The 20,321-nt window shown below is 65.0% G+C and carries 17 protein-coding genes; 12 read left to right on the top strand and 5 right to left on the bottom strand.

Going from position 1 to position 20,321, the window contains the following annotated elements; all coding sequences use genetic code 11:
• The first annotated feature begins 76 nt into the window (after nucleotides 1-76).
• Entirely contained in the window at nucleotides 77-796 is a 720-nt protein-coding gene (locus tag IGX34_RS15940; protein WP_192556716.1) for an AraC family transcriptional regulator, read from the top strand.
• Between the two features lie 31 nt (nucleotides 797-827).
• On the top strand, nucleotides 828-1,472 hold the full coding sequence (locus IGX34_RS15935; RefSeq protein ID WP_192556715.1) for a response regulator: 645 nt from the start codon (nucleotides 828-830) through the stop codon (nucleotides 1,470-1,472).
• A 3-nt stretch (nucleotides 1,473-1,475) separates the two neighbouring features.
• On the opposite strand, the gene IGX34_RS15930 is transcribed toward IGX34_RS15935, so the two are convergent.
• Nucleotides 1,476-4,097 (bottom strand): PAS-domain containing protein, encoded by a 2,622-nt coding sequence (locus IGX34_RS15930; protein ID WP_192556714.1) that lies wholly within the window; start codon nucleotides 4,095-4,097, stop codon nucleotides 1,476-1,478.
• 244 nt (nucleotides 4,098-4,341) lie between these two features.
• Here IGX34_RS15930 and IGX34_RS15925 point away from each other — a divergent pair, with 244 nt between their 5' ends.
• The 3 genes from IGX34_RS15925 (at nucleotide 4,342) to IGX34_RS15915 (ending at nucleotide 8,426) form a co-directional block, all read left to right on the top strand.
• Nucleotides 4,342-5,727: a porin gene (locus tag IGX34_RS15925; RefSeq protein WP_192556713.1), complete on the top strand. Its 1,386-nt coding sequence runs from the start codon at nucleotides 4,342-4,344 to the stop codon at nucleotides 5,725-5,727.
• Nucleotides 5,728-5,789: 62 nt separating this feature from the next.
• Nucleotides 5,790-7,064 carry an MFS transporter gene (locus IGX34_RS15920; RefSeq protein WP_192556712.1) on the top strand — a complete coding sequence of 425 codons (1,275 nt, stop codon included), beginning with the start codon at nucleotides 5,790-5,792 and terminating at the stop codon, nucleotides 7,062-7,064.
• A 324-nt stretch (nucleotides 7,065-7,388) separates the two neighbouring features.
• The gene (locus IGX34_RS15915; RefSeq protein WP_192556711.1) at nucleotides 7,389-8,426 is read left to right on the top strand and encodes an AraC family transcriptional regulator; all 1,038 of its coding nucleotides are present in this window, start codon (nucleotides 7,389-7,391) and stop codon (nucleotides 8,424-8,426) included.
• A 9-nt stretch (nucleotides 8,427-8,435) separates the two neighbouring features.
• On the opposite strand, the gene IGX34_RS15910 is transcribed toward IGX34_RS15915, so the two are convergent.
• Genes IGX34_RS15910 through IGX34_RS15895 form a run of 4 tightly spaced genes read right to left on the bottom strand, consistent with a single transcriptional unit; the run spans nucleotide 8,436 to nucleotide 10,758 of the window.
• On the bottom strand, nucleotides 8,436-8,972 hold the full coding sequence (locus tag IGX34_RS15910; protein ID WP_192556710.1) for a GTP-binding protein: 537 nt from the start codon (nucleotides 8,970-8,972) through the stop codon (nucleotides 8,436-8,438).
• Nucleotides 8,959-9,882 (bottom strand): hypothetical protein, encoded by a 924-nt coding sequence (locus IGX34_RS15905; RefSeq protein WP_192556709.1) that lies wholly within the window; start codon nucleotides 9,880-9,882, stop codon nucleotides 8,959-8,961. The genes IGX34_RS15910 and IGX34_RS15905 overlap by 14 nt, the downstream gene beginning before the upstream one ends.
• Before the next feature lie 36 nt (nucleotides 9,883-9,918).
• On the bottom strand, nucleotides 9,919-10,278 hold the full coding sequence (locus tag IGX34_RS15900; RefSeq protein ID WP_192556708.1) for a roadblock/LC7 domain-containing protein: 360 nt from the start codon (nucleotides 10,276-10,278) through the stop codon (nucleotides 9,919-9,921).
• A 33-nt stretch (nucleotides 10,279-10,311) separates the two neighbouring features.
• Nucleotides 10,312-10,758, bottom strand: coding sequence for a roadblock/LC7 domain-containing protein (locus IGX34_RS15895; protein ID WP_192556707.1), 447 nt, complete (start codon nucleotides 10,756-10,758; stop codon nucleotides 10,312-10,314).
• A 297-nt stretch (nucleotides 10,759-11,055) separates the two neighbouring features.
• On the opposite strand from IGX34_RS15895, the gene IGX34_RS15890 reads away from it, so the two are divergent.
• From IGX34_RS15890 to IGX34_RS15860, 7 genes are all read left to right on the top strand, one after another.
• Nucleotides 11,056-11,493, top strand: a complete 438-nt coding sequence (locus tag IGX34_RS15890; protein WP_192556706.1) for a type IV pilin protein — start codon at nucleotides 11,056-11,058, stop codon at nucleotides 11,491-11,493.
• 6 nt (nucleotides 11,494-11,499) lie between these two features.
• Nucleotides 11,500-12,024: a pilus assembly FimT family protein gene (locus tag IGX34_RS15885; protein WP_192556705.1), complete on the top strand. Its 525-nt coding sequence runs from the start codon at nucleotides 11,500-11,502 to the stop codon at nucleotides 12,022-12,024.
• Nucleotides 11,999-12,427: a hypothetical protein gene (locus IGX34_RS15880; RefSeq protein WP_192556785.1), complete on the top strand. Its 429-nt coding sequence runs from the start codon at nucleotides 11,999-12,001 to the stop codon at nucleotides 12,425-12,427. The genes IGX34_RS15885 and IGX34_RS15880 overlap by 26 nt, the downstream gene beginning before the upstream one ends.
• Nucleotides 12,427-13,176 carry a PilW family protein gene (locus IGX34_RS15875; protein WP_192556704.1) on the top strand — a complete coding sequence of 250 codons (750 nt, stop codon included), beginning with the start codon at nucleotides 12,427-12,429 and terminating at the stop codon, nucleotides 13,174-13,176. The genes IGX34_RS15880 and IGX34_RS15875 overlap by 1 nt, the downstream gene beginning before the upstream one ends.
• Nucleotides 13,177-13,185: 9 nt before the next feature.
• Nucleotides 13,186-15,366 carry a beta strand repeat-containing protein gene (locus IGX34_RS15870; protein WP_192556703.1) on the top strand — a complete coding sequence of 727 codons (2,181 nt, stop codon included), beginning with the start codon at nucleotides 13,186-13,188 and terminating at the stop codon, nucleotides 15,364-15,366.
• A 67-nt stretch (nucleotides 15,367-15,433) separates the two neighbouring features.
• Nucleotides 15,434-17,788 carry a winged helix-turn-helix domain-containing protein gene (locus IGX34_RS15865; RefSeq protein ID WP_192556702.1) on the top strand — a complete coding sequence of 785 codons (2,355 nt, stop codon included), beginning with the start codon at nucleotides 15,434-15,436 and terminating at the stop codon, nucleotides 17,786-17,788.
• 585 nt (nucleotides 17,789-18,373) lie between these two features.
• The gene (locus IGX34_RS15860) at nucleotides 18,374-20,041 is read left to right on the top strand and encodes a YadA family autotransporter adhesin (RefSeq protein ID WP_192556701.1); all 1,668 of its coding nucleotides are present in this window, start codon (nucleotides 18,374-18,376) and stop codon (nucleotides 20,039-20,041) included.
• Nucleotides 20,042-20,321: the final 280 nt, after the last annotated feature.

The following is a 20,321-nucleotide window of genomic DNA, read 5'->3' as shown; positions in this document are numbered from 1 at the left end:
GTAATGATGCAGTTTCGCCGCATGCGAAGTCTTCCCCCGACGCCAGCGTCGCCACCCCAGGCAGTCCGATACCCGCATGAAGATTTCCGCCGATGAGCTGGAGCCCTTGTTCGATGTGTTGCCCGACGTGGTGTTCTTCGTCAAGGATTCCGCCGGACGCTACACCCACGCCAACCAGACTCTGGTGCGGCGGCTGGGGCTGAAGCAGCGCAGCGAAGTGATCGGCAAGAGCGTGACGGAGCTGTTTCCCAGCACCATGGGCGGCTCCTACGCGGCGCAGGACAAGCGCGTGCTGGCGGGCGAGATCATCGAGAACCAGCTGGAAGTGCATATTTTCGCCAACCGCACGCCTGGCTGGTGCCTGACCTGCAAGCGTCCGCTGCTGGTGCGCGGCAAGATTTGCGGCGTGATCGGCATCTCGCGCGACCTGGGCCTGCCGGACGGGCGTCATCCCACCTACGACCGGCTGCGCCGCGTGTTGACCCATATGCAGCAGAACTACGCCGAAGGCATTCGCGTGCAGGCGCTGGCCGAGCTGGCGGAATTGTCGATCGCGCAGCTGGAGCGGCATTTTCGCCGCGTCTTCCAGCTGACACCGCAGCAGGTGCTGACCAAGCTGCGCATCGAGGCGGCGATGCGCCTGCTGCACGCCGACGACAGCATCGCAGCGATCGGCGTGGCCTGCGGCTTTGTCGACCAGAGCGCGTTCGCGCGCCAGTTCAAGGCCACCGTGGGCATGACGCCGCGGGCCTACCGCGAGCTGGCGCGCTCGGATGCGCGCAACGAATCGCTATAGTGTCGGCCACACGGTGCACTGGCCCAGCCTCATGTCCGATCACGCGGTAACCATCCTCGTCGCCGACGACCATCCGATGTTCCGCTCCGCGATGGTGCAGGCATTGGGCGCCATCGATGCGTGCCGGGTGGTGGAGGCCTCCAGCCAGAGCACGCTCGAAGCCAGCCTGGCGCAGTTGCCGGAAGTCGACCTGGTGTTGCTCGACCTGACCATGCCAGGTGCGATCGGCTTCTCGTCGCTGCTGTGGCTGCGCGCCGAGCGGCCGGATCTGCCGGTGATGGTGATCTCCTCGGATGACCGCCCGCGCACGGTGCGCCGCGCGCAGCAGTTCGGCGCGGCCGGCTTCGTGTCCAAGGCCGCGCCGGCCGAGCAGCTCAACGAAGCGGTGCGGCGTGTGCTGGACGGCGGCTTGTGGTTTGAATCCACGCGGGCCGAACGCAGCGAACAGGATGCGGCGCTGGCGGTGCGCTTCGCCCAGCTGACGCCGCAACAGTTCCGGGTGCTGATGCTGCTGGCCGAAGGCCTGCTCAACAAGCAGATCGCCGATCGCCTGGGCCTGGCGGAAAACACGGTGAAAATTCATGTGACGGCGGTGCTGGCCAAGCTCGAATGCCGCTCGCGCACCCAGGCTGCGGTGCTGGTGAAGTCGCTCGATCTGGAAGAAGGCGACGCCTGAGGTTCAGCGCAGCGGTTCGCTGAGCAGCAGCCGGCTCATCATCGCGCGCAGGCGTGCCGCCGACAGCGGCAGGTAAGTGATATGCACGCCGGTTTCGCGCAATACGTTTTCCAGTTCGGTCTGTTCCCGGCCGAGCATGGCGATGACCGGCACGCTGCGAACGGATGCGTCCCTGACCGCCTGCAGCACCGTGCTCAAACGCTCCCATTGGCCATCGACCAGCATCAGCTCGGGCTCGCCGCCGGCATCCGCGGCCGCGGCACCTGGCTGTGCGCAGACACGCACTTGGCAGCCCCAGGCCTGCAGCATCGCGCTGTTTTTCTGGCGTGCCGGCGTGTCGTCCTGGATCAGCCAGATATGGCGGTTCTTCAGCAACGAATCGCTGGCATCGTCATCGCCATGCGCCTGCGCGGCCGGCAGGGCAGGCGCCAATTCGACCGCAATGCCGAACACGCTGCCATGCCCCGGCCACGAGCGCATCGAAAACGGGTGGCCGAGCAGCTTGGCGATGCGCTCCACAATCGAAAGCCCCAGGCCGGCGCTGCGTTCGTCGGCATCCACCGCGGTATCGAGCCGGCGAAATTCCTGGAAAATGATGTGATGCCGATCGGCGGGAATGCCGATGCCGGTATCCCATACTTCGATGCGAAGCGCCGCGGCGGTGCGCCGACAGCCGAGCAGGATGCGTCCCTGCGGCGTGTAATGCAGCGCATTGGACAGGAAATTCTGCAGTGCGCGGCGCAGCAGGGCGGGGTCGCTGCGCACCCAGGCCGAGGTGGGCACGAACGACAACTGCAATCCTTTGGCCTGCGCCATGATGCCGAACTGGATCGCCAGTTCCTGCAACAGCGGCGCCAGCGCGAAGCTGCGGATATCCGGCGCGGTGGCGCCTGCATCCAATCGCGCCAGATCGAGCATGCTGGTGAGCTGGCTGTCCAGCGCCTGCAATGAGCGTTCGATCCGCTCCAGCGTGGGCGCATCGGCGGTGTGGTTTTTCAAGGTGCCGGCAAACAGGCGCGCCGCATTGAGCGGCTGCAACAGATCGTGCACGGCGGCGGCCACGTAGCGGGTCTTGTTGCGGTTGGCCCGTTCGGCCTCGGCCTTGGCGGCGCGCAGATCCTGCGTGCTTTTCTCGATGCGCTGCTCGAGCGTGCTGGTAAGTGTGCGCAATTCGCGCGCGGCGTCCTTGTACAAGGCGATATCGGCATAACTGGTGACGAAGCCGCCGCCGGGCAGCGGGCTGCCGCGGATTTCGAGCAGGCTGCCATCGGGGCGCTCGCGCTCGTACATATGCGGGCTGCCGTGGCGCAGGTAATTCAGGCGCCGCTGGATCGCTTCTTCCGTATTGCCGGGGCCGAGCAGGCCGCGCGTGGCGTTATAGCGGAATAGCTCCTGCACTGGCTGCCCGGTTTTCAGCAGCGTCTGCGGATAGCCGAAAATCTCCGCATAGCGCGCGTTCCAGGCCACCAGGCGCAGCTGCGCATCGATCACGCTGACTCCTTGCGGCAGGCGTTCGAGCATGTCCGGATGACCGGCCATGGCCTGCAGCGCGGCATGCACCAGGCTGTCTTCTTCCGAGCGCAGCGCGCTGGCGTAGTGCGAAATCAGCCGCTCGATATCGCGCCGGCTGCGCTGGCGCAGGCGCGCCGCACGCAAGCGTTGCTGCAGGAACAGCGCCAGCAGCAGCAACAGCAGCCAGCTGCCCAGGGTGAACAGGGCGGCACGATAGGCCGCGGCAGTCGCCGGCTGCGCATCGCGCAGCAGATGCAGCGTCCATTGCTGCGCCGGCAACGACATCGACTGCCACACCACCGCGTGATGCAGCTTCGGCAGGGCAACCTGCACCAGCCGGCCGTCGCTGGCAAGGCTGCGCTCGCCCAGCAGGCGCGCCGCCGGCAGCAGGTTGTTGTCGTACTGGTGCGTGCGTGCCAGCAGCGCTTGTGCATCCGCACTGAGCGGCGCCAGCGGTCGATAGGTCCAGGCCGGCTGATTGCTCAGAAACACAATGCCGTGCGCATCGCTCAGCAACACGGTATCGCCGTTGTTCGCCCACTCCTGTTCCAGCGTATCCAGCGGCACCTTGATCACGATCACGCCGATGCGCTGGCCGCGATCGTCATGCAGCGCTTCGGCGATGAAATAGCCGGGCAGGTTGGTGGAAATGCCGATGCCGTAGAAGGTGCCGCGGCCGTTCTGCATCGCCAGCTGGAAGTACGGGCGGAAGCTGTAGTCGATGCCGACATTGCTGGACGGCAGATTCCAGTTGCTGGCCGCGATGGCCATGCCGTGACGATCGATCAGGGTCAGCGTCGACACATGCGTGGCACCGTTCGCCTGGGTCAGCTTGCGGTTGAGCGCCGCCACATCGATGGCCGCCGCGGGTTCGCTCAGCGCGTTGAGCAATTCCGGATCGAGCGCCAGCACGGTCGGCAGTACGCGGTAGCGGTCCACCAGTCGCTGCAAGGCCAATGCGCGCACCTGCAATTGCGCCTGTGCTTGCGCAGAGAGTTGCTCCAATTCGTTTTGCCGCGCATACCGGGCCACGGCCCAGGTGCTGGCGGCCGCCACGCAGAGCAGCGCCAGCAGCAGGCCGACGGTGAGAGCCCTGGATGAATGCCTAGGCATGGATGTGCGGTGGTTCCAGTGGGGCGGCAGGCAGATGCTAAGCCAGAAACGCGCCGCGGGCGGTCTTTAGCCGGAAAGTATTAGGCGGCCTAAAGCCGAGTAAAAACAAGGCGCTGGCCGCGCCTGTGGCGATGGCCGGCGGGACCTAGCTCGATGGTGTTATTCAGCACGCGCCGCTGCGCTCGCATGCTCCGGCCCCACGGGAGCGCAACCACCTATCGAGGCAGCGCGGGGAGAAATGGGCATGCCGAAACACGGATACCTGTTCAGTACGCTGGCACTGGCGTTGGCGATGGCATCGCTGCCGGGTGCAGCCATGGCCGATGGCCAGGGCGACGACAGTCTCACCAAATATGGCATCACGCTATACGGCACCATCGATCTGGGCGTGGCCTACCAGACGCACGGCAGCGCCTTCAGCGATGCCGCGGCCACCAACGTCAACAACTTTCTGATCAGGTCCAGCGACAAGTCCAACCTGTCGCTGGCGTCCAACGGCATGAGCATTTCCACCGTCGGCATCAAGGGCCGCGAGCCATTGGGAGACGGCTGGTGGGGCTTGTTCCAGTTCGATACCGGCTTTCTGCCGGCATCGGCCACCTTGATCGATGGTCCCGGTTCGTTGACGCGCAATAACGGCGTGCCGCAGGCACAGCAAAAATCCTATGGCGATTCCGGGCGCGCCGGGCAGGCGTTCAATGGCCGCGCCTTTATCGGCATCGAGTCGCCGCACTACGGCACGCTCACCTTCGGTCGCGTCAGTACGCTGCTCAACGATGCCGTGTGCAAATACGACCCGCTCAGCTGCTCGCTGGCGTTTTCGTACGTCGGCTTCTTCGGCTCGCCTGCGGGCAATGGCGATACCGGCGATCGCGTGCTGGACGGCGTGCTGAAATACACCGTGGTGAACGGCGCCTTCCATGGCGGCGCGATGTATCAGTTCGGCAACGCCACGCTGGTCTCCGATCAGCCCGGCACGGCCTATCAGCTCGACCTGGGCGCAAGCCACGGCGCGTGGTCGTTCGATGGCGTGCTGGCGCACAAGAACGATTCGATTTCCTTCGGCGCGCCGATGACTGCGGCGCAGGTGGCGGCGCTCACTACGCCGGGCTCGTCCAGCTATGGCCTGCCGGTCGACCAGACCTTGCCGGGCACGGTGTCGGACAACACCACTTATATGTTCCTGGGCGAATACGATGCGGGGCGCGCGAAGTTCTTTGCCGCTTACGAGCATGTGCGCTATGCCAATCCGTCCGCGCCGATGGCGGTCGGCACGCAGACCGTCGGCGGCTATTTCGTGGTGCCGAACAACGATGCGTTTCCGCGACCGAAGATCCTGCAGATCGCCTGGGTCGGCATGCGCTATGCGCTCACTCCGTCGATCGACCTGTTCGGTGCCTACTACCGCGCCATACAGGACAGCTACGGGCTGCACGATTGTTCGAACCAGAGCTCGCCGCAGTGCAGCGGCTACTACAACGCGCTGTCGCTGGTGATCGACAAGAAATTCAACCGCCACTTCGATGTCTACGGCGGCCTGCAATGGTCGCGGGTGTACGACGGCTTCGCCAGCGGTTATCTGCAACGCGGTTCGTTCGATCCCTCGATCGGCGTACGCATCACGTTTTGAGGCAGTGTTGCCGGGTTGCCGCAGGCGCCCGGCCTGGTTTTGGCAATCGGCAGGAATTTTCCATGTCTTCTGTGCAAGCAATCGATACCGCGCGGGCGCGCAACGTGGTGATCGCCGCGTTCCTGGGTTGGACCCTGGATGCGTTCGATTTCTTTATCCTGATCTTCACCTTCGACGATGTGGCCAAGGTGTTCGGCGTAAGCATCACCAGCATCACGCTGGCGATCACCCTGACCCTGGCCTCGCGCGCGATCGGCGCTTTCGTGTTCGGGCGCATGGCCGATCGCTACGGCCGCAAGCCGATCCTGATGCTGGTGATTTTGCTCTACTCGCTGTTTGAGTTCGCCAGCGGGCTGGCCTGGTCGTATCTGTCGTTCCTGGTGATCCGCACCTTGTTCGGCATCGCCATGGGCGGCGAATGGGGCATCGGCAGTTCGCTGGTGATGGAGTCGATTCCGGAGCGCTGGCGCGGCTGGGTCTCGGGCCTGCTGCAGGCCGGTTATCCGGCGGGTTATTTCCTGGCCACGCTGCTGTTCGGCCTGTGCTACCAGTACCTGGGCTGGCGCGGCATGTTCTTTGTCGGCGCATCGCCGGCGCTGCTGGTGTTCTTCATCAATGCCAAGACCCACGAGAGCCCGGCGTTCCAGGCCATGCGCCAGCGCCCGCGCAGCTCACTGCTGCAGGTGGTGAAGAAGAACTCGGGCCTGACCGTGTACGCCATCGCCATGATGACCGCCTTCAATTTCTTCTCGCACGGCACCCAGGACATCTATCCCAAGCTGTTCCTCGGCAAGCAGCTGGGCCTGTCGCATGCGGCGCTGACCAATATCGTGCTGGTCTACAACGTGGCGGCGATTCTCGGCGGCCTGTGCTTTGGCATGCTGAGCCAGAAAATCGGCCGCCGCCGCGCCATCATGCTGGCCTGCGCACTGTCGTTGCTGGCGGTATGGCCCTGGTCGCACGGCACCGATGTATACGGGATCTGCGCGGCGGCCTTTGTCATGCAGTTTGCAGTGCAGGGCGCCTGGGGTGTGGTGCCGGCGCACCTGAATGAGCTGTCCCCGGCGGAGATCCGCGGCACCTTCCCGGGCTTCGTCTACCAGCTCGGCAACTTCCTGGCCTCGATCAATCCGGTGCTGCAATCGGCCATCGCGGAGCGCCACGGCATGGACTACGGCTACGCGCTGTTGCTGGTGGCCGGCACCGTAGCGGTGAGCTTGATACTGCTGATTGCGTTCGGACCGGAAGCACGCGGGGTCTCGATGGTGAACGCCGAGCTCGCCGTGCCCCCCGGTCACGCCATACCGGCGCCGGCACTGCGCGTCGGCGACACGTGAGCTCATCTGTCTCCCGCCCCTGCGAAGGCAGGGGCGGGTCGGGGTGGGGGCGTACGAGCTTGCGGCAGACTCCAGCAGCCACGCTCCGGGCATCCGCGGGGCTGTCATGACAAGGCATGACAACACCCTGTCACCGGGCCGCCAGCCGCATTTCGCACCATATAACCCACTGATTTCCCTCCTGTCATAACAAACGCATCGCCCATATAGCCAAAACGCATGTGCGATTCGCCGCTTGTCCCGAGCATCCCCTCAACTGGCGGCTGTCCAGTTCCGCAGACGGTTGCGGAACGGCCCCAGATCTTGCTGAAGGGGCGAGATGCGATGAACGATTGGTACCGGGCCGACGTGTCGGCCGAATATGCCGCGGGGCTGATGCAGTGGCTGGAGCGGCGTCACATTCCGGCGGAACAGGCGCTGGCCGACACCGGCATCGGCACGGCCCAGCTCGAAGGCGGCCTGCGCCTGACCACCCAGCAGGATGCCGCCTTGCTGGCCAACGCCGTCCGGCTCAGCGGCAATGCGGGCATCGGTTTCGAGCTGGGCCTGCACAGCCGCCTCACCTGGCATGGCCTGCTCGGCTTCGCGCTGATGAGCTGCCGCACGCTGGGCGAAGCACTGGAACTGTGGACGGAATACCTGGACCTGCGCACCGCCGGCTTTTGCCTGTCCAGCCACCGGCGCAACGGCCAGCTGGAATTGCACCTGCAGGATCTCTCGCCCGGCGCCCCCATGCGCGCCTGCGCGCTGGAGCGGCTGGTAACCATGACCGCCTGCCTCGGCGCCCAATTGACCGGCGAAGCGTTGCCGGAGGTGGAGATCTGGTTCAAGGACGAGCAGCCCGCCCATTTCGCCGCCTATGCCGAGCGCCTGCCGCGCACCCGCTACAGCACCGGCATGTGCCTGGTGCGCATGCCTGAGCGCTATCTGGAACTGCCGCTGGCCACCGCCAATGCGGTGGCCCTGCGCCAGGCCAAGGACCAGTTCGAGGACGAACGCCTGCGCCTGGGCCAGAGCGATTGCCTGGTAGTGCGCATCAAGAACCTGCTGCCGCTGGACAACGGCAGCTATCCCGGCATGGAAGAGGTATCGCAGGCGCTGTGCATGTCCAGCCGCACGCTCAAGCGCAAGCTGCGCCTGCTCGGCCTGAATTTCCGCCAGCTGGTCGACGAGGCGCGCAAGAGCGAAGTGCTGCGCGATGTGTTGAACACCGGCATGACCATCGATGAAATCGCCGAACGGCGCGGCTATTCGGATGCGGCCAATCTCACCCGCGCGTTCCGGCGCTGGACCGGCGAATCGCCCAGCCAATACCGGGCCAAGTTGCCGTACCGCCTGCAGCGCGGCGAAATCGCCGCCTGAAGCTATCCGCTACAGCAACAGCAACAAGGCGCGCACCAGTTGCATCACCTGTGCGCGGTCGCGCGAATCGATGCTGAAGATCGGCACGGCCAGATTCATCTGCTGCAGCAGTTGATGCAGCGTCTGCATGGAGAAGCGCGGCGCCAGATCCGCCTTGGTGACGCCGATCACGAACTTCAATCCCGGGCTGCTGCGTTGCAATTCCTTGATGCTGTGCACGCAGTCGGTATGCATCACGGCGGAGGATGCATCCAGCAACAGCACCGCACCGAGTGCGCCGCGCCCGACGATCGGCGCCATAAAGTCCAGATGATGTTGCCCGGGCAGGCCGTAGACGTGCAGCGTTTCCTCCTGGTCGAGCCGGATGGTGCTGTAGTCGAAGGCCACCGTAGTGGTCTGCTTGCTGCCGCCGTTGGCATCGGTCCAGGGCACGTCGGTGGAAATCGGCGGCGTATCGGCAATGGCGCGGATGGCGGTGGTCTTGCCGGCGCCGACCGGGCCGACAAACAGCAGCTTGATGGCGTAATCAGGTTCAGGCGTCAACATGGCCGATCCTCAATCCAAAATGGCGTGCAACGCGGCGCAGGATGGACGGTGCCGCCAGCGGTGCGGTGGCGGCGAACGCCGGCGATACCGGTGCTTCGTCGCTGTGCAAGGCGCCGCTGACCAGGGTTGCCCACAAGAACGCGTTTACCTGGCGCGCATCCATGCGGGTGTGCTGCGCCAGTTCCGGCATGCGCCAGGCCGAGCGATAGAGCAGGGCGGCCAGGCGCAGCGAATCCAGGTCGTCGGCCACGCCGCCAAGGTCGGGCCAGCGACGCAGGCGATAAGCAGCCCCATCCAGCAGCGGCAGGCTGGCCTGATGACGGCGGCAAGCCATCACCAGGAAACTTTCCAGACTGCGCGACACCAGCCATTCGTATTCGCGTTCGTTCTGCTGCGGGCGCAGGCCTGACAGCCACGAGCCGTCGAGCAGCCGCGCTTCCGCCGCCAGCAATTCGCTCATCGAACGTGCGTGGATGCGGCCGGCGGCGTGGCGCACGACCACGGCAATGTGGCCGTGGCGGGCCAGCACTTCCTCGTCGCAGCCGATCTCGTGCAGGCAGATGCCGAGCAGGCCATCCACACCTTCCACCGCGGCGGTGCCGGGCAGCAGCAGTTCCTGCAGTGTCCTGGCCATGCTCGCGGCGGGGGCGTGCCGATCGATGCGCGGCATGCCGTCGGCGTTCGGCGCATTGGTGTCGAAGCACAGCACCGGAATATCGCGCCGCTTGGCGACTTCGCAGGCCAGTCGCCCGTAGCCGTTATCCAGGTCGACGACGAGCAACTGACAAGGGCGGCCTTTCCATGCCTGCAGATGCACTTGCAGCTGGGCCGCAGCCAGCAATCCGCAAGCGAGTGAAAGGCGCAGTTCGAGTTCCTCGGGAACTCCCGCCACGCCGATCTGAATGTTCATGGGGCCGTACCTGCCAAAGAGAAAGCGTGCGTGTGCTCAGGAAAAGTCGAGCGACTTTTCAAAGCCCTTTAAGTGGTGGCGCGCCATTGCCAGGTTCGAGCGCTGCCGGTCGATGATCACGTAGAGAAAAACGTTCTTGTTCGATTCCAGCGGGCGGATCAGGTGGTACTGGCGTTCCAGGCTGATCAGGATGTCCTCGATCGCCTCGCCGAGCTTCAAGGCTTCGGCCACCCGGCGCTTGGCGCGCACCACCTCGGCATTGCCGGCGGCGGCCAGGTCCAGGTCGATGCCGGCATTGCTGTCGCCGGCCATGAGCATGCCGCTGTCGGCGTCGACCAGGGCGCTGGCGATATAGCCGTCGATGCCGCGCAGCGAATCAAGACTGAAAGTTGCCATGTGGTTTCCGTGAGTAAGTGAAAGGAGTGCCGTTCAGTCCGGCGTGCCGGCTTCGAGTGCATCGAGCGCGAGCGAAATTTTTTCGGCCAGGTCCAGCGCCATGCGCCTGGCTAGGGCCGGCATGATGGTTTGCCGCACGCCTACTGCCAGCACCAGCGACTGATGCGCGCGCGGGATGTGCACCACCGCGCAGGTGTAGTTGTGCATCGACAGCATGGCCGACTGGCAACCGCCGCCGGACAGTTCCCTGGACAGCGTTTCGCCCAGCGCCAGCAGCGAGGAAGTCATCGCCGCCAGGCGATGCGCATCCATGCCGGCCGGTGTGCGGCTGCTGAGCAGGCGCGCGTCGGCGGTGGCGATCAGCGCCAGGCTGATTTCGGGGCGGCTGTCGCACAGCGCGGCCAGCGCGTCTTCGCACAAGGGACGAAGCTGTTGCGCGCTGCTTGCTTGCATGGCGGCGACCATCGAAGAGTGATGCATGGCTGGGAGCCGCCCGTAGCGGCATGTGCGTCATCGCGCAGTTCGTTCAATGGGCGCATGATCCGCGGGCGCCGTTGCGGCAACCATTGCTGAAACAGCTCGTTTCGCTGTCACTTGAGGCCATCGATGCGCGCACGCCTGCAGATGGCCCACCCGGATAGGGAATGGGCCACTTCATGCCATGTCGATGTGCAGCCTTCAACACTACGATTTCGTCCTGTGTAAATCGTTGACGTAGTGCACATCAGCGAATGGCTACAGGGGCGAAATAGGGTGAAAAACCGGACTTCCCGTTCGATGCATCGGCATGCCGGCGGCTTTACGCTGATAGAGCTGATGACGGTGGTGGTGATCATTGCCGTGCTCGCGGCGATCGCCATCAGCACGTATGGCAGCTACATCACGCGCAGCAAGATCCAGTCGGCCAAGAGCGACCTCAGTGCGCTGGCGCTGAACCTGGAAAACGAATTCCAGCGCGAGCTGCAATACAGCGCGCACGCCACCAGCAGCACCGCCCAGACGCAGGCGGCCTACCAGGGCTGGCGTCCGGCCGAGGGCAAGGATTTCGTCTATACCGTTGCCTCCGCGTCGACCACCTACACGCTCACCGCCACCGGCATCGACGGTCCGCTGGCCAGCTGCGTGCTGACCTTGCCCAGTGCGAACGTGCAGCAGCGGATCGATCCGAACACGATCGGTTCGGTCAGCGGCTGCGGTTCGGTCACCACCTGGTGAGCCGCCATGCATCGACAACGGATGGTCTCAATTCGCGGTCTGAGCCTGATCGAACTGATGGTTACTTTGGCGCTGCTCGCCTTCCTGGTGATGGTCGGGCTGCCACTGACCAGCGCATGGGTGCAGTCGGCGCATCAGCGCGATGCGGCCGGCATGCTGACCGAAGGGCTGGGGCGCGCCAAGGCGCTGGCGCTGCGCAATCCGCAGGGGCTGACTGATCAGTCCCTGCCGGTGGCGGTGACCTGCCTGTCGGGCCGCAATCTCAGCGTGGTGGCCGCCGATGCGTCCGGCGCGGACTGCAGCCAGTCGCAGCAATGGGGCATGCAATTGCCGACCGATGCTTCGATCGTGCAGGCGCCGCTGCTGGCCAGTGCCTCCACCACGGCGGCAGCCGCGGTCGCCATGCAATGCGTGGCCTTCAACGAGCGCGGCATCGCGCTGTCCACCTCGGTGGGCAGCCTGACCTGCACGAGCTCATCTCTTAACGTGCTGGTGGGATCCCAAGATGCGTTCAACGTGCAGCTACCCTGAAGTGCGCAAGCAGCGCGGCGATGTCTTGCTGGAGGCGCTGATCAGCGTGCTGATCATGTCGATCATCGGCGCGGGCACCGCCTATATCACCTCGCGCATGGCGATCAGCGCGAAGAACGTGCGCACCAACGGCGCGGCGGTCACCCAGATGCGCGTGCTGCTGCAGCAATACGGGCCCGGCCTGTGCAGCGGCGCCGGCAACAACGGCATGGCCACGGTGGTGATGCCGGTCAATTTTTCGGCGCACCAGCTCGACGTGCAATGCTCCACGCCCGGCAATGTCACCGTCGGCGGACTGGCGGTGGCACAGCCTGCCAGCGTGGTGCTGTGCGTGCCGGGCAGCAATGGCGGCAGTTTCGAAGGCGCGATCAAGGTCGGCAGCGATGCCACGGTGACGTGCTGATGCGCAGCCCGCGGCCAGCGTCGGGTTTTACCCTGATCAGCATGCTGATCGGCTTGGTGATCGGGCTGCTGTCGATCGCCGCCATGCTGGTGCTGTACCAGACGCTGATCAGCACCTCGCACCAGGTCAATGCGCAGGCCAGGATCGATGGCCAGCTCGCCACCAGTTCGCTGGCCTCGCAGCAGCAATTGCAGCAGGCCGGCTTCGGTGTGGCCAGCGCGGCGGCCGGCACCGACCTGATCGTATTGAGCGATGCAGCCCTGATGGGTGGCAAGCTCAGCGGTACCGCAGTCACCTCGTATGCGGCCACGGTGAGCGGCAACGCAGTGATCTGGGGCTATAACCCGACCGGCGCATCCGCCGCATCCGATCCGTCCGCCTATGTGTGCGAAGGGTTGGTCATTACCGGCAACAGCGCAACCAGCAGCAGCGACCTGGACAGCACCGGCCTGACCTGGCTGGCGCCGGTGAGCTGCGGCAACGCGGCGCAGTGGCAAAGCCTCACCTGGCAGGCACATCAGCTGGCCTCGACCAGGAGCATCGGCACCGCCTCGAATTTTCAGCTGGCGCCGGCCACCTGCTGGCCGTACGGCCAGACCACGGCGATCAGCAGCCTGCAGGTGAGCTACTACCTGAAGGCCCAGAGCACTGCGGCCGCTTCGGGCGTGGCCTCTGCCTCCACCGCCGCATCCGCCCAGTTCGATGCGATCCCGGTGTTTTCCGTGTGCCTGCCGAACTTCAACTTGTGAGGGCTACGCATGTCCACACCATCCATTGCTAGCCGTGCCGCGCGCTCTCGCCAGCGCGGCGTGATGAACCTGCTGCTGGTCCTGTTGATCGGACTGGCGATGACGGTGACCTCCATCGGCGTGGTGCATGTGATGCGCAGCTCGCAGGAAGGACAGCTCAGCCTGCATGCAATGACGCCGGCGCAGCAATCGGCCTGGACCGGCGCGGAAATCGTGCGCCGCTACCTGGTGGTGGCCAGCGCCGACACAATTGCCAAGCTGTCGGGACCGCTGCAGGTCTCGGGCCTGTCGGGCCTTAGCGTCAGCATCGTCAGCGTGGCCAAGAACACCGCCAGCGGCAGCAGCGTATACCGGGTGGTGGCCAATATCGCCGGCGCCGCGGCAACCGCGACCAGCGCGTCGAGCACGGCCACCTTGCAGGTGGTGTACGACGTCACCCCCAATCCGGGCAGCAGCACCACCGGCAACGGCGGCTCGACCACGCCGGGCGTCAACATCAGCACCATCAACATCTACAAAAACCTGAACATGACCGGCGGCATCACGGTGCTCGGCGGCAACAATGCCAATTTGAATGTGCAGGGCGACGTCACGCTCGACAATGCTTCGATCACCGGCGTCAATTCGATCAACGCTACCGGCAATGTGCGCGTGGGCAGCGGCATCCACGTCAACCAGATTTATTCCAACGGCGACGTGACGGTGACCGGCAGCGCCAGCGTCAACCAGATCAGCGCGCTCGGCAATGTGATGGTGGATGGCGGCGCTAATCCCTTTGTGATCACCGCCAACGGCAGCGTGACCTTCGCCGGCGGCAGCGCGACGGCGGTAACCGCGATCGGCGATGTCGACGTTACCGCCGGCGGTGTGTCGATCGGCTCGATTACCACCATGGGCAACGTCAACTGGACTGGCAGCGGCGGCAGCGTATCCAGCATCAAGGCCAATGGCAGCGTCACCTATGCCGGCGGCAGCACCGGTTCCACCGCGATCACCGCGCAGGGCGATGTGACGCTGACTGGCGGCGGCGCACAGAGCGTGACCACCTCAGGCAATGTCAACGTCAACGGCTTCGGCGGCATCGGTGCCTTGCAGGCGCAGGGCAATCTCAACATCAATGCCTGGGGTTCGGGTGTCACCGGCATCATCGGCGGCACGCTGAACAAGGCCAGCCCGTACATGTCGTCGAACGTGCAGGTGTCGCCGGGATTCACCGTGTCGGTACCGGCGGTGGCGATCACGCCGCTGCAGCAGGTAACGATCAGCCGGCCGGCGATCGATGCCTATGCGCTGCAGTCGTCGGCCAACTATGTGTTCCAGGTGGTCAACGGCGCGATCCAGGTGACCGTGGCCAATGTCGTCGGCATCCAGGCCGGCACGTACTATCTTGGCTCCTATCCGTTCAGCAATGGCCGCGGCTACCAGGATTTTCTGTGTACGCAGCTGGTCACCGGCAGCTTGAATAGCAACGGTGTCGGCCAATGCAGCACGCCTGCCACGCCGGGGAATACCATCTGCCAGGGGCAGGCGACCGAGAACGACTGTCTTTCCTACGGCAACGGCGCGTGGACCGTCAGCGGCCGCAGCTTTGCGCGCGGCGTGCTGTGGTTCCAGGGCGATCTGAATCTCAGCAACGGCTATTACCTGGACACCGCCATTGCCACTGGCAGCATCACCACCAGCGGCAGCTTCCGCATCGATGCGCCCAACTACGCCGGCTACGCCGAAATGTGCACTAACAGCACGCCCTCCGGCATGACCCTGGATCCGGTGCAGGTAGCCGATTTCAACGGCGTCTATCCGAGCACCTTCTGCAACGCCTCCAGCCAGTCGCTGCTGGACAATCCCATCGGCAACGTGGCGCTGCTGGCCGGCGGCTATGTCAACGGCGTGTTTTCCGGCGGCAATATCACCGTGGGCGCCAGTTCGGTGATCAATGGCAGCGTGCTGGCCGGCAACGATCTGGATACCGGCGGCAGCACCTCGATCAACGGCTTCATCACCGCGGCGGCGCAAAACACCAGCGACACGCAGCCGGTGAGCCTCAGTGGCGCGACCCTGCTCAATTTCAGCCAGCTGCCGAGCAGCTACAACCCGGGCAGCGTGCCGTGCATGCAGAGCTGCGCATCCACCAACAACAATGGCAGCAATACCAATGCCAGCATCATCCGCTGGAGTCGCTATCTGTAGCGATCAGTGGGCTCGATGCAAGGCGGCCGGCGCAAGTTCGTTCGCCGCCTGATGATAAAATCCCCCCATGGGGAACCTCAGCTATCACTTCGGCCAGTTCAGCCTCAACCCGCTGGCGCGGGAATTGCGCCAGGACGGCGAGCTGGTGGCGCTGTCGGCCAGCGCCTTCGACTGCCTGGTCTACCTGATCGAACATCGCGAACGCCCGGTCGGCAAGGACGAGCTGATTTCCGCGGTATGGGGACGCGTCGACGTCAGCGACAGCCTGCTGGCGCAGACCATCGTGCGGCTGCGGCGCGCACTTGGCGATGCGGGCAGCGAGCAGCACATCATCAAGACGGTGGCGCGCGTCGGCTATCGCTGGACGATGGACATCCAGGTGGTCGAAGCGCCGGCCGAGGATGCCGCGCCGCTAGCTCAGGTGCAGGGCGAAGCATCGCCTGCGCTTGCGCCGACTGCCGCCGCACGCCGGTCCACGCGCACGTGGCTTTATCTGCTTGCCGTCGGTGCATGCGCGGTGATCGGCCTCGGTGCCTATGGCGTGTGGCGCAGCCATCATTCCGTGGCCGCGTCGTCGGCCATCCGTTTCGACAAAGGGTCGGCCATCGTGCTGCCTGCGGACGTGCATGCGCCGGCCGACTGGAACTGGCTGCACTTCGGCCTGATGGACCTGGTCTCCAGCCGCCTGCGCGATGCCAGCATTCCCACCGAAAACAGCCAGGCCGTGCTCGAATTGCTGAAGGACGCCGCGGGCACGCCAGCCGCCGAGCTGCCGGCACGCATGGGCTTTGCACTGACAGTGCAGCCGCAGGTCAGCTTGGACGGCGAGAACTGGCAGGCGACACTGGATGCACGCAGCGCGGACGGCCGCAGCTGGAAAGCGCAGGCCTCCTCCACCGATGTGCTCAAGGCGGTACGCGCTGCCAGTGATGTGCTGCTGGCCCAGCTGGGCTATGGCGTCAAAGGCGATGCGGCGCAGAGTTCGCTCTCGCGCCTGGAATATGTGCAGCGCATCGACGCGGCGCGGCTGGCGGGCCAGCCGGCGGTAGCGCGGGCGCTGCTGGAGCATGTGCCGGCCAATCTGCGCGACGATCCGGAGCTGGTGTTCATTGCGGCCGCAATCGATTGCGACGAAGGCAAGACCGCGGTGTGCAAGCAAGGCCTGCTCGATCTGCTCAAGCGCCTGGATCGCCAGCCCGATCCGGTGGTGCGCGGCGAGGTGCTGACCATTCTCGGCCTGATCTACCAACAGGAAGGCGATTTCGCCAAAAGCGTGGCCACGCTCACCGATGCCATCCATACGTTGGAAGGGCATGACAACGAAGCACTGGCCACCGCCTTGCTCGATCGCTCCTACGTGGAACAATTGCTGTGGAAACTGGAAGATGCCACCGCCGACATCGGCCGCGCCCACGTAACGTACGCGCTCGCGGGCGATGCGGTTGGCGCAGCCAAGACGGATTTCGAAATGGCCTTGATGGCCGAGCGCCGCGCGCAACCGGATGCCGCCATCAACTTGTTGCAGCGTGTCTACGAACGCTTTCAGCGCATGGGCATGCGTTCCATGCTGCCGTCGGTGCTGGATGGTATGGCCAATGCGCAGAAGATGCTGCTCAAGTATGCCGATGAGCTGGCGACCACCGATCGCTTCTGGCCGCTGGATGCGCACGATCTTGGTTTTATCGATCGCCAGATGCGGCGCGAGCTGAGCATGGTGCGCGCCATTGCGCTGGCCGACAACGGCCGCAGCGGCGAAGCCACTGCGCTGGCGCAATCGTTGGTCGACGATACCAGGCCGGACGATGACGACGGCTTGCTGGCCGAAACCCACAAGCTGCTGGCCGAGATTGCCTTCAGCATCGGTGACAACGAGCGCGCGGCGGCACTCGCCGCCAAGGCGTTGCTGCCGGTGCTCGCATCGGCCGACCAGCGCGACTACGCCTCGGTCTGGCTGACCCGGATCAATGCATTGCAGCAGGCCGGGCATACCGCCGATGTCGCGCGCGAAGCGGCCGCGATGCAGGCGTGGCGCGACCATCTCGCATTCCAGGACGACTGGGTGGATGTCTACGTGATCCAGGCCAGGGCGGCGCAACTGTGGAGCAGCGGCCAGCACGATGCTGCGTTGGCGCAGATGAAGACGGCGATGGAGCTGGCTGAAAAATTCGGTGTGCCCGACGTGGTGGTAAGCACCGGCGTGCCGTATGGGCTGGCGTTGCTTGCAGCCGGAAAGCTCGACCAGGCCATGGCGGTAAGCGGGCGCATGTCGATCTGGAGCAATGCCGATTGGCGTGCCGCGTGGCTGGAGGCGTGCATTTATCGCGCACTCGGACAGAACGATTCCTGGAACAGCGCGCGTGCCCGCACACAGCAGCTGGCCGGTGACCGGCCGTTGCCCGAGGCGCCCAGGCGGCTGCCCTAGTTGGATGGCCGGCGTGCAGGCAAAAAAAGGCGCCGGGAAGACATTTAGCGGAATGTCCACCGGCGCCGCCAGTCTAAACAACGGTTATAACGGGAGTAAAACTAACCGTTGTGCAAGCCACTCTCTTTGCCGGGTCGCAACGCTACTGCCGCAGATCGCGTCTGACTGTCGGCATCGATAAGGATGGATGCGCCTTCATCTTGCATGCGCCACCCATGCATGCACATGGCAGTGCGGGCCATATTCCAGTCTGTTCGGGACAAGCTGCCGCGCCCGCGTGATCTGCATCACAACGCTTGTCCCGCCAGGACAGAAATTGGGCCGCGTCTCCCCATGCCGTGCGCGTGCCGGCGTCTCTACGATGCACATGTATCCATGCTTTGGGCATAGGCGCTATCGGTACCGTTTGAACGTTTTACCGTCCCATTGCGCGCCAGGCGCAAGCGGGCATGCGCATCGAAGCGGCGCATGGCCGCTGCCTCCGTACTGATCCCAGCTTGCTGGATGTTCTGCAAGGTGCCGGGTGCTCCATGCCGTTTTGCAGTGCCCGGAATTTGTCGTGCCACGCCGCAGGGGGGCGTCACCATGAAAGTGCAAGCCATTCGCTCGAATTATCTGTTTTGCTGGGCCGGCGTGTTTGCCGCCATCGTGCCGGCGCTGCATGCGCAGGCGGCGACCAATACCAATAGTGTCACGCTCGGCACCGGCGCCACTGCGAAGAACAACTATGACCTTGCGCTCGGTTCGGGCGCCGTGGCGTCGGGCGATGGTTCGGCCGTGAATATGGCGGTGGCGGTCGGTTCGGGCTCGCAGGCCGACAAGGCCGGTTCGATTGCGATCGGCGATGCGTGGCAGGGCGGGGTAGTGGCATCGGGGCGCGATTCCATCGCCATCGGCACCACCGCCAGGGCGACCCAGCAAAGCGCACTCGCACTGGGCGTAGGTGCCAGCGCCACGCAGGCCAATGCGGTGGCGCTGGGTTCGGGTTCGGTCACGGCAGCCGCGGTGGGCACCAGCAGCCTGCTTATCAATGGCAGCACCTTCAGCGTTGCGGGCACCGCGCCCAGCTCGACCATCAGCATCGGCAATGTCGGCAGCGAGCGCAGCATCACCAATGTTGCGGCGGGACGCATCAGCGCCAGCAGCACCGATGCGGTAAACGGCAGCGAGCTGTTCGCCGCCACCAGCGCGATTGCCGCCGTCGGCAGCCAGGCCACCAGCCTGGGCAACAGCATGGCGCTGGCACTGGGCGGAACCAGCAGCTACAACAGCACCACCGGCACGCTCACCACCGCGTTGAGCTACGGCGGCAGCACCTATACCTCAGTGCAGAGTGTGCTCAGCCAGATCAACAGCTCGGTCAGCGCCGTCAATCAACAGCTCGATGCCGACAACACGGCCATCAGCCATCTGACGCAGGCGGTGAGTACGGTCAACAGCAGCGGCAATGGCGGCAAGTATTACCAGGCCAATGCCGCGGGTGCTGCGAGCTCGGCCAGCGGCAGCAACACCATTGCCGCCGGTGCTTCGGCGGTGGCGAGCGGCAACGGCAGCAACGCCATCGGCAATGGCAGCCAGGCTTCCGGCGCGGGCAGTACGGCAATCGGCACTGCTGCCCAGTCGAGCGGCAGCAATTCTGTGGCGATCGGCGCCGGTTCCAGCGACGGCGGTGCATCCAATGTGGTATCGGTCGGTTCGTCTACGCAGCAACGCCGCGTCACCGAGGTTGCCGCGGGCACGGCAGCCACCGATGCGGCCAACGTCGGCCAGCTCAATGCCGTGCAGGCGGCCACCGTGCAGTACGGCCGCGGCAGCGATGGCAGCGTCGATTACGGCGATATCACGCTGGGCGCGAACGGTGCGCCGGCACAGATTCACGATCTCGCCAACGGCACCGCGAGCGGCGATGCGGTCAACCTCGGCCAGCTCAATAGCGGCATCCAGACCGCGGAAAACTGGGCGCGCAGCTACACCGACCAGCGTCTGCAGGCGATCAGTCAGAACCTCAACAGCGTGGCCGTGCGTGCCAATGCAGGGGTTGCCTCGGCGATGGCCATGGCGGGTTTGCCGCAGGCTTATCGCCCGAACCAGAATGCGGCGGCCGTGGCTTTCGGTACGTTTCACGGACAGACCGGCATGGCGGTCGGCATGTCGACGGTGTCGGAAAGCGGGCGCTGGGTCTACAAACTCAATCTCACCGACAACACGCGCGGCGACGCCGGCGCAAGTGTCGGTGCAGCGGTGACCTGGTAGCGATGCGCGCGTAAAAATGGCGCCGACGATGTGAAGGGCATCGCCGGCGCCATCGGCCTGTGACGATCCCGGGCGGTGAGGGGGATCGTCGTGCATGGCGTTCCGTGCGGATGACGCCTTGCGCGAACATGGCGTCTGCATCGATGCATGGCATCGCGGAACGCCGATGCGTGACAAAGGCTAGAGGTTTGGCACGTCCTTGTAATTGTCCGTAACGGCGCCAGTGCCAGTTCGATTGGGCCATTTTCCGGCGGCTGTGATGCGGTTCGCAGCCGTCGCC

Source organism: Dyella acidiphila, from assembly GCF_014863405.1.
Taxonomy (GTDB): domain Bacteria; phylum Pseudomonadota; class Gammaproteobacteria; order Xanthomonadales; family Rhodanobacteraceae; genus Dyella_B; species Dyella_B acidiphila.
This window is presented reverse-complemented; position numbering and strand designations above follow the sequence as displayed.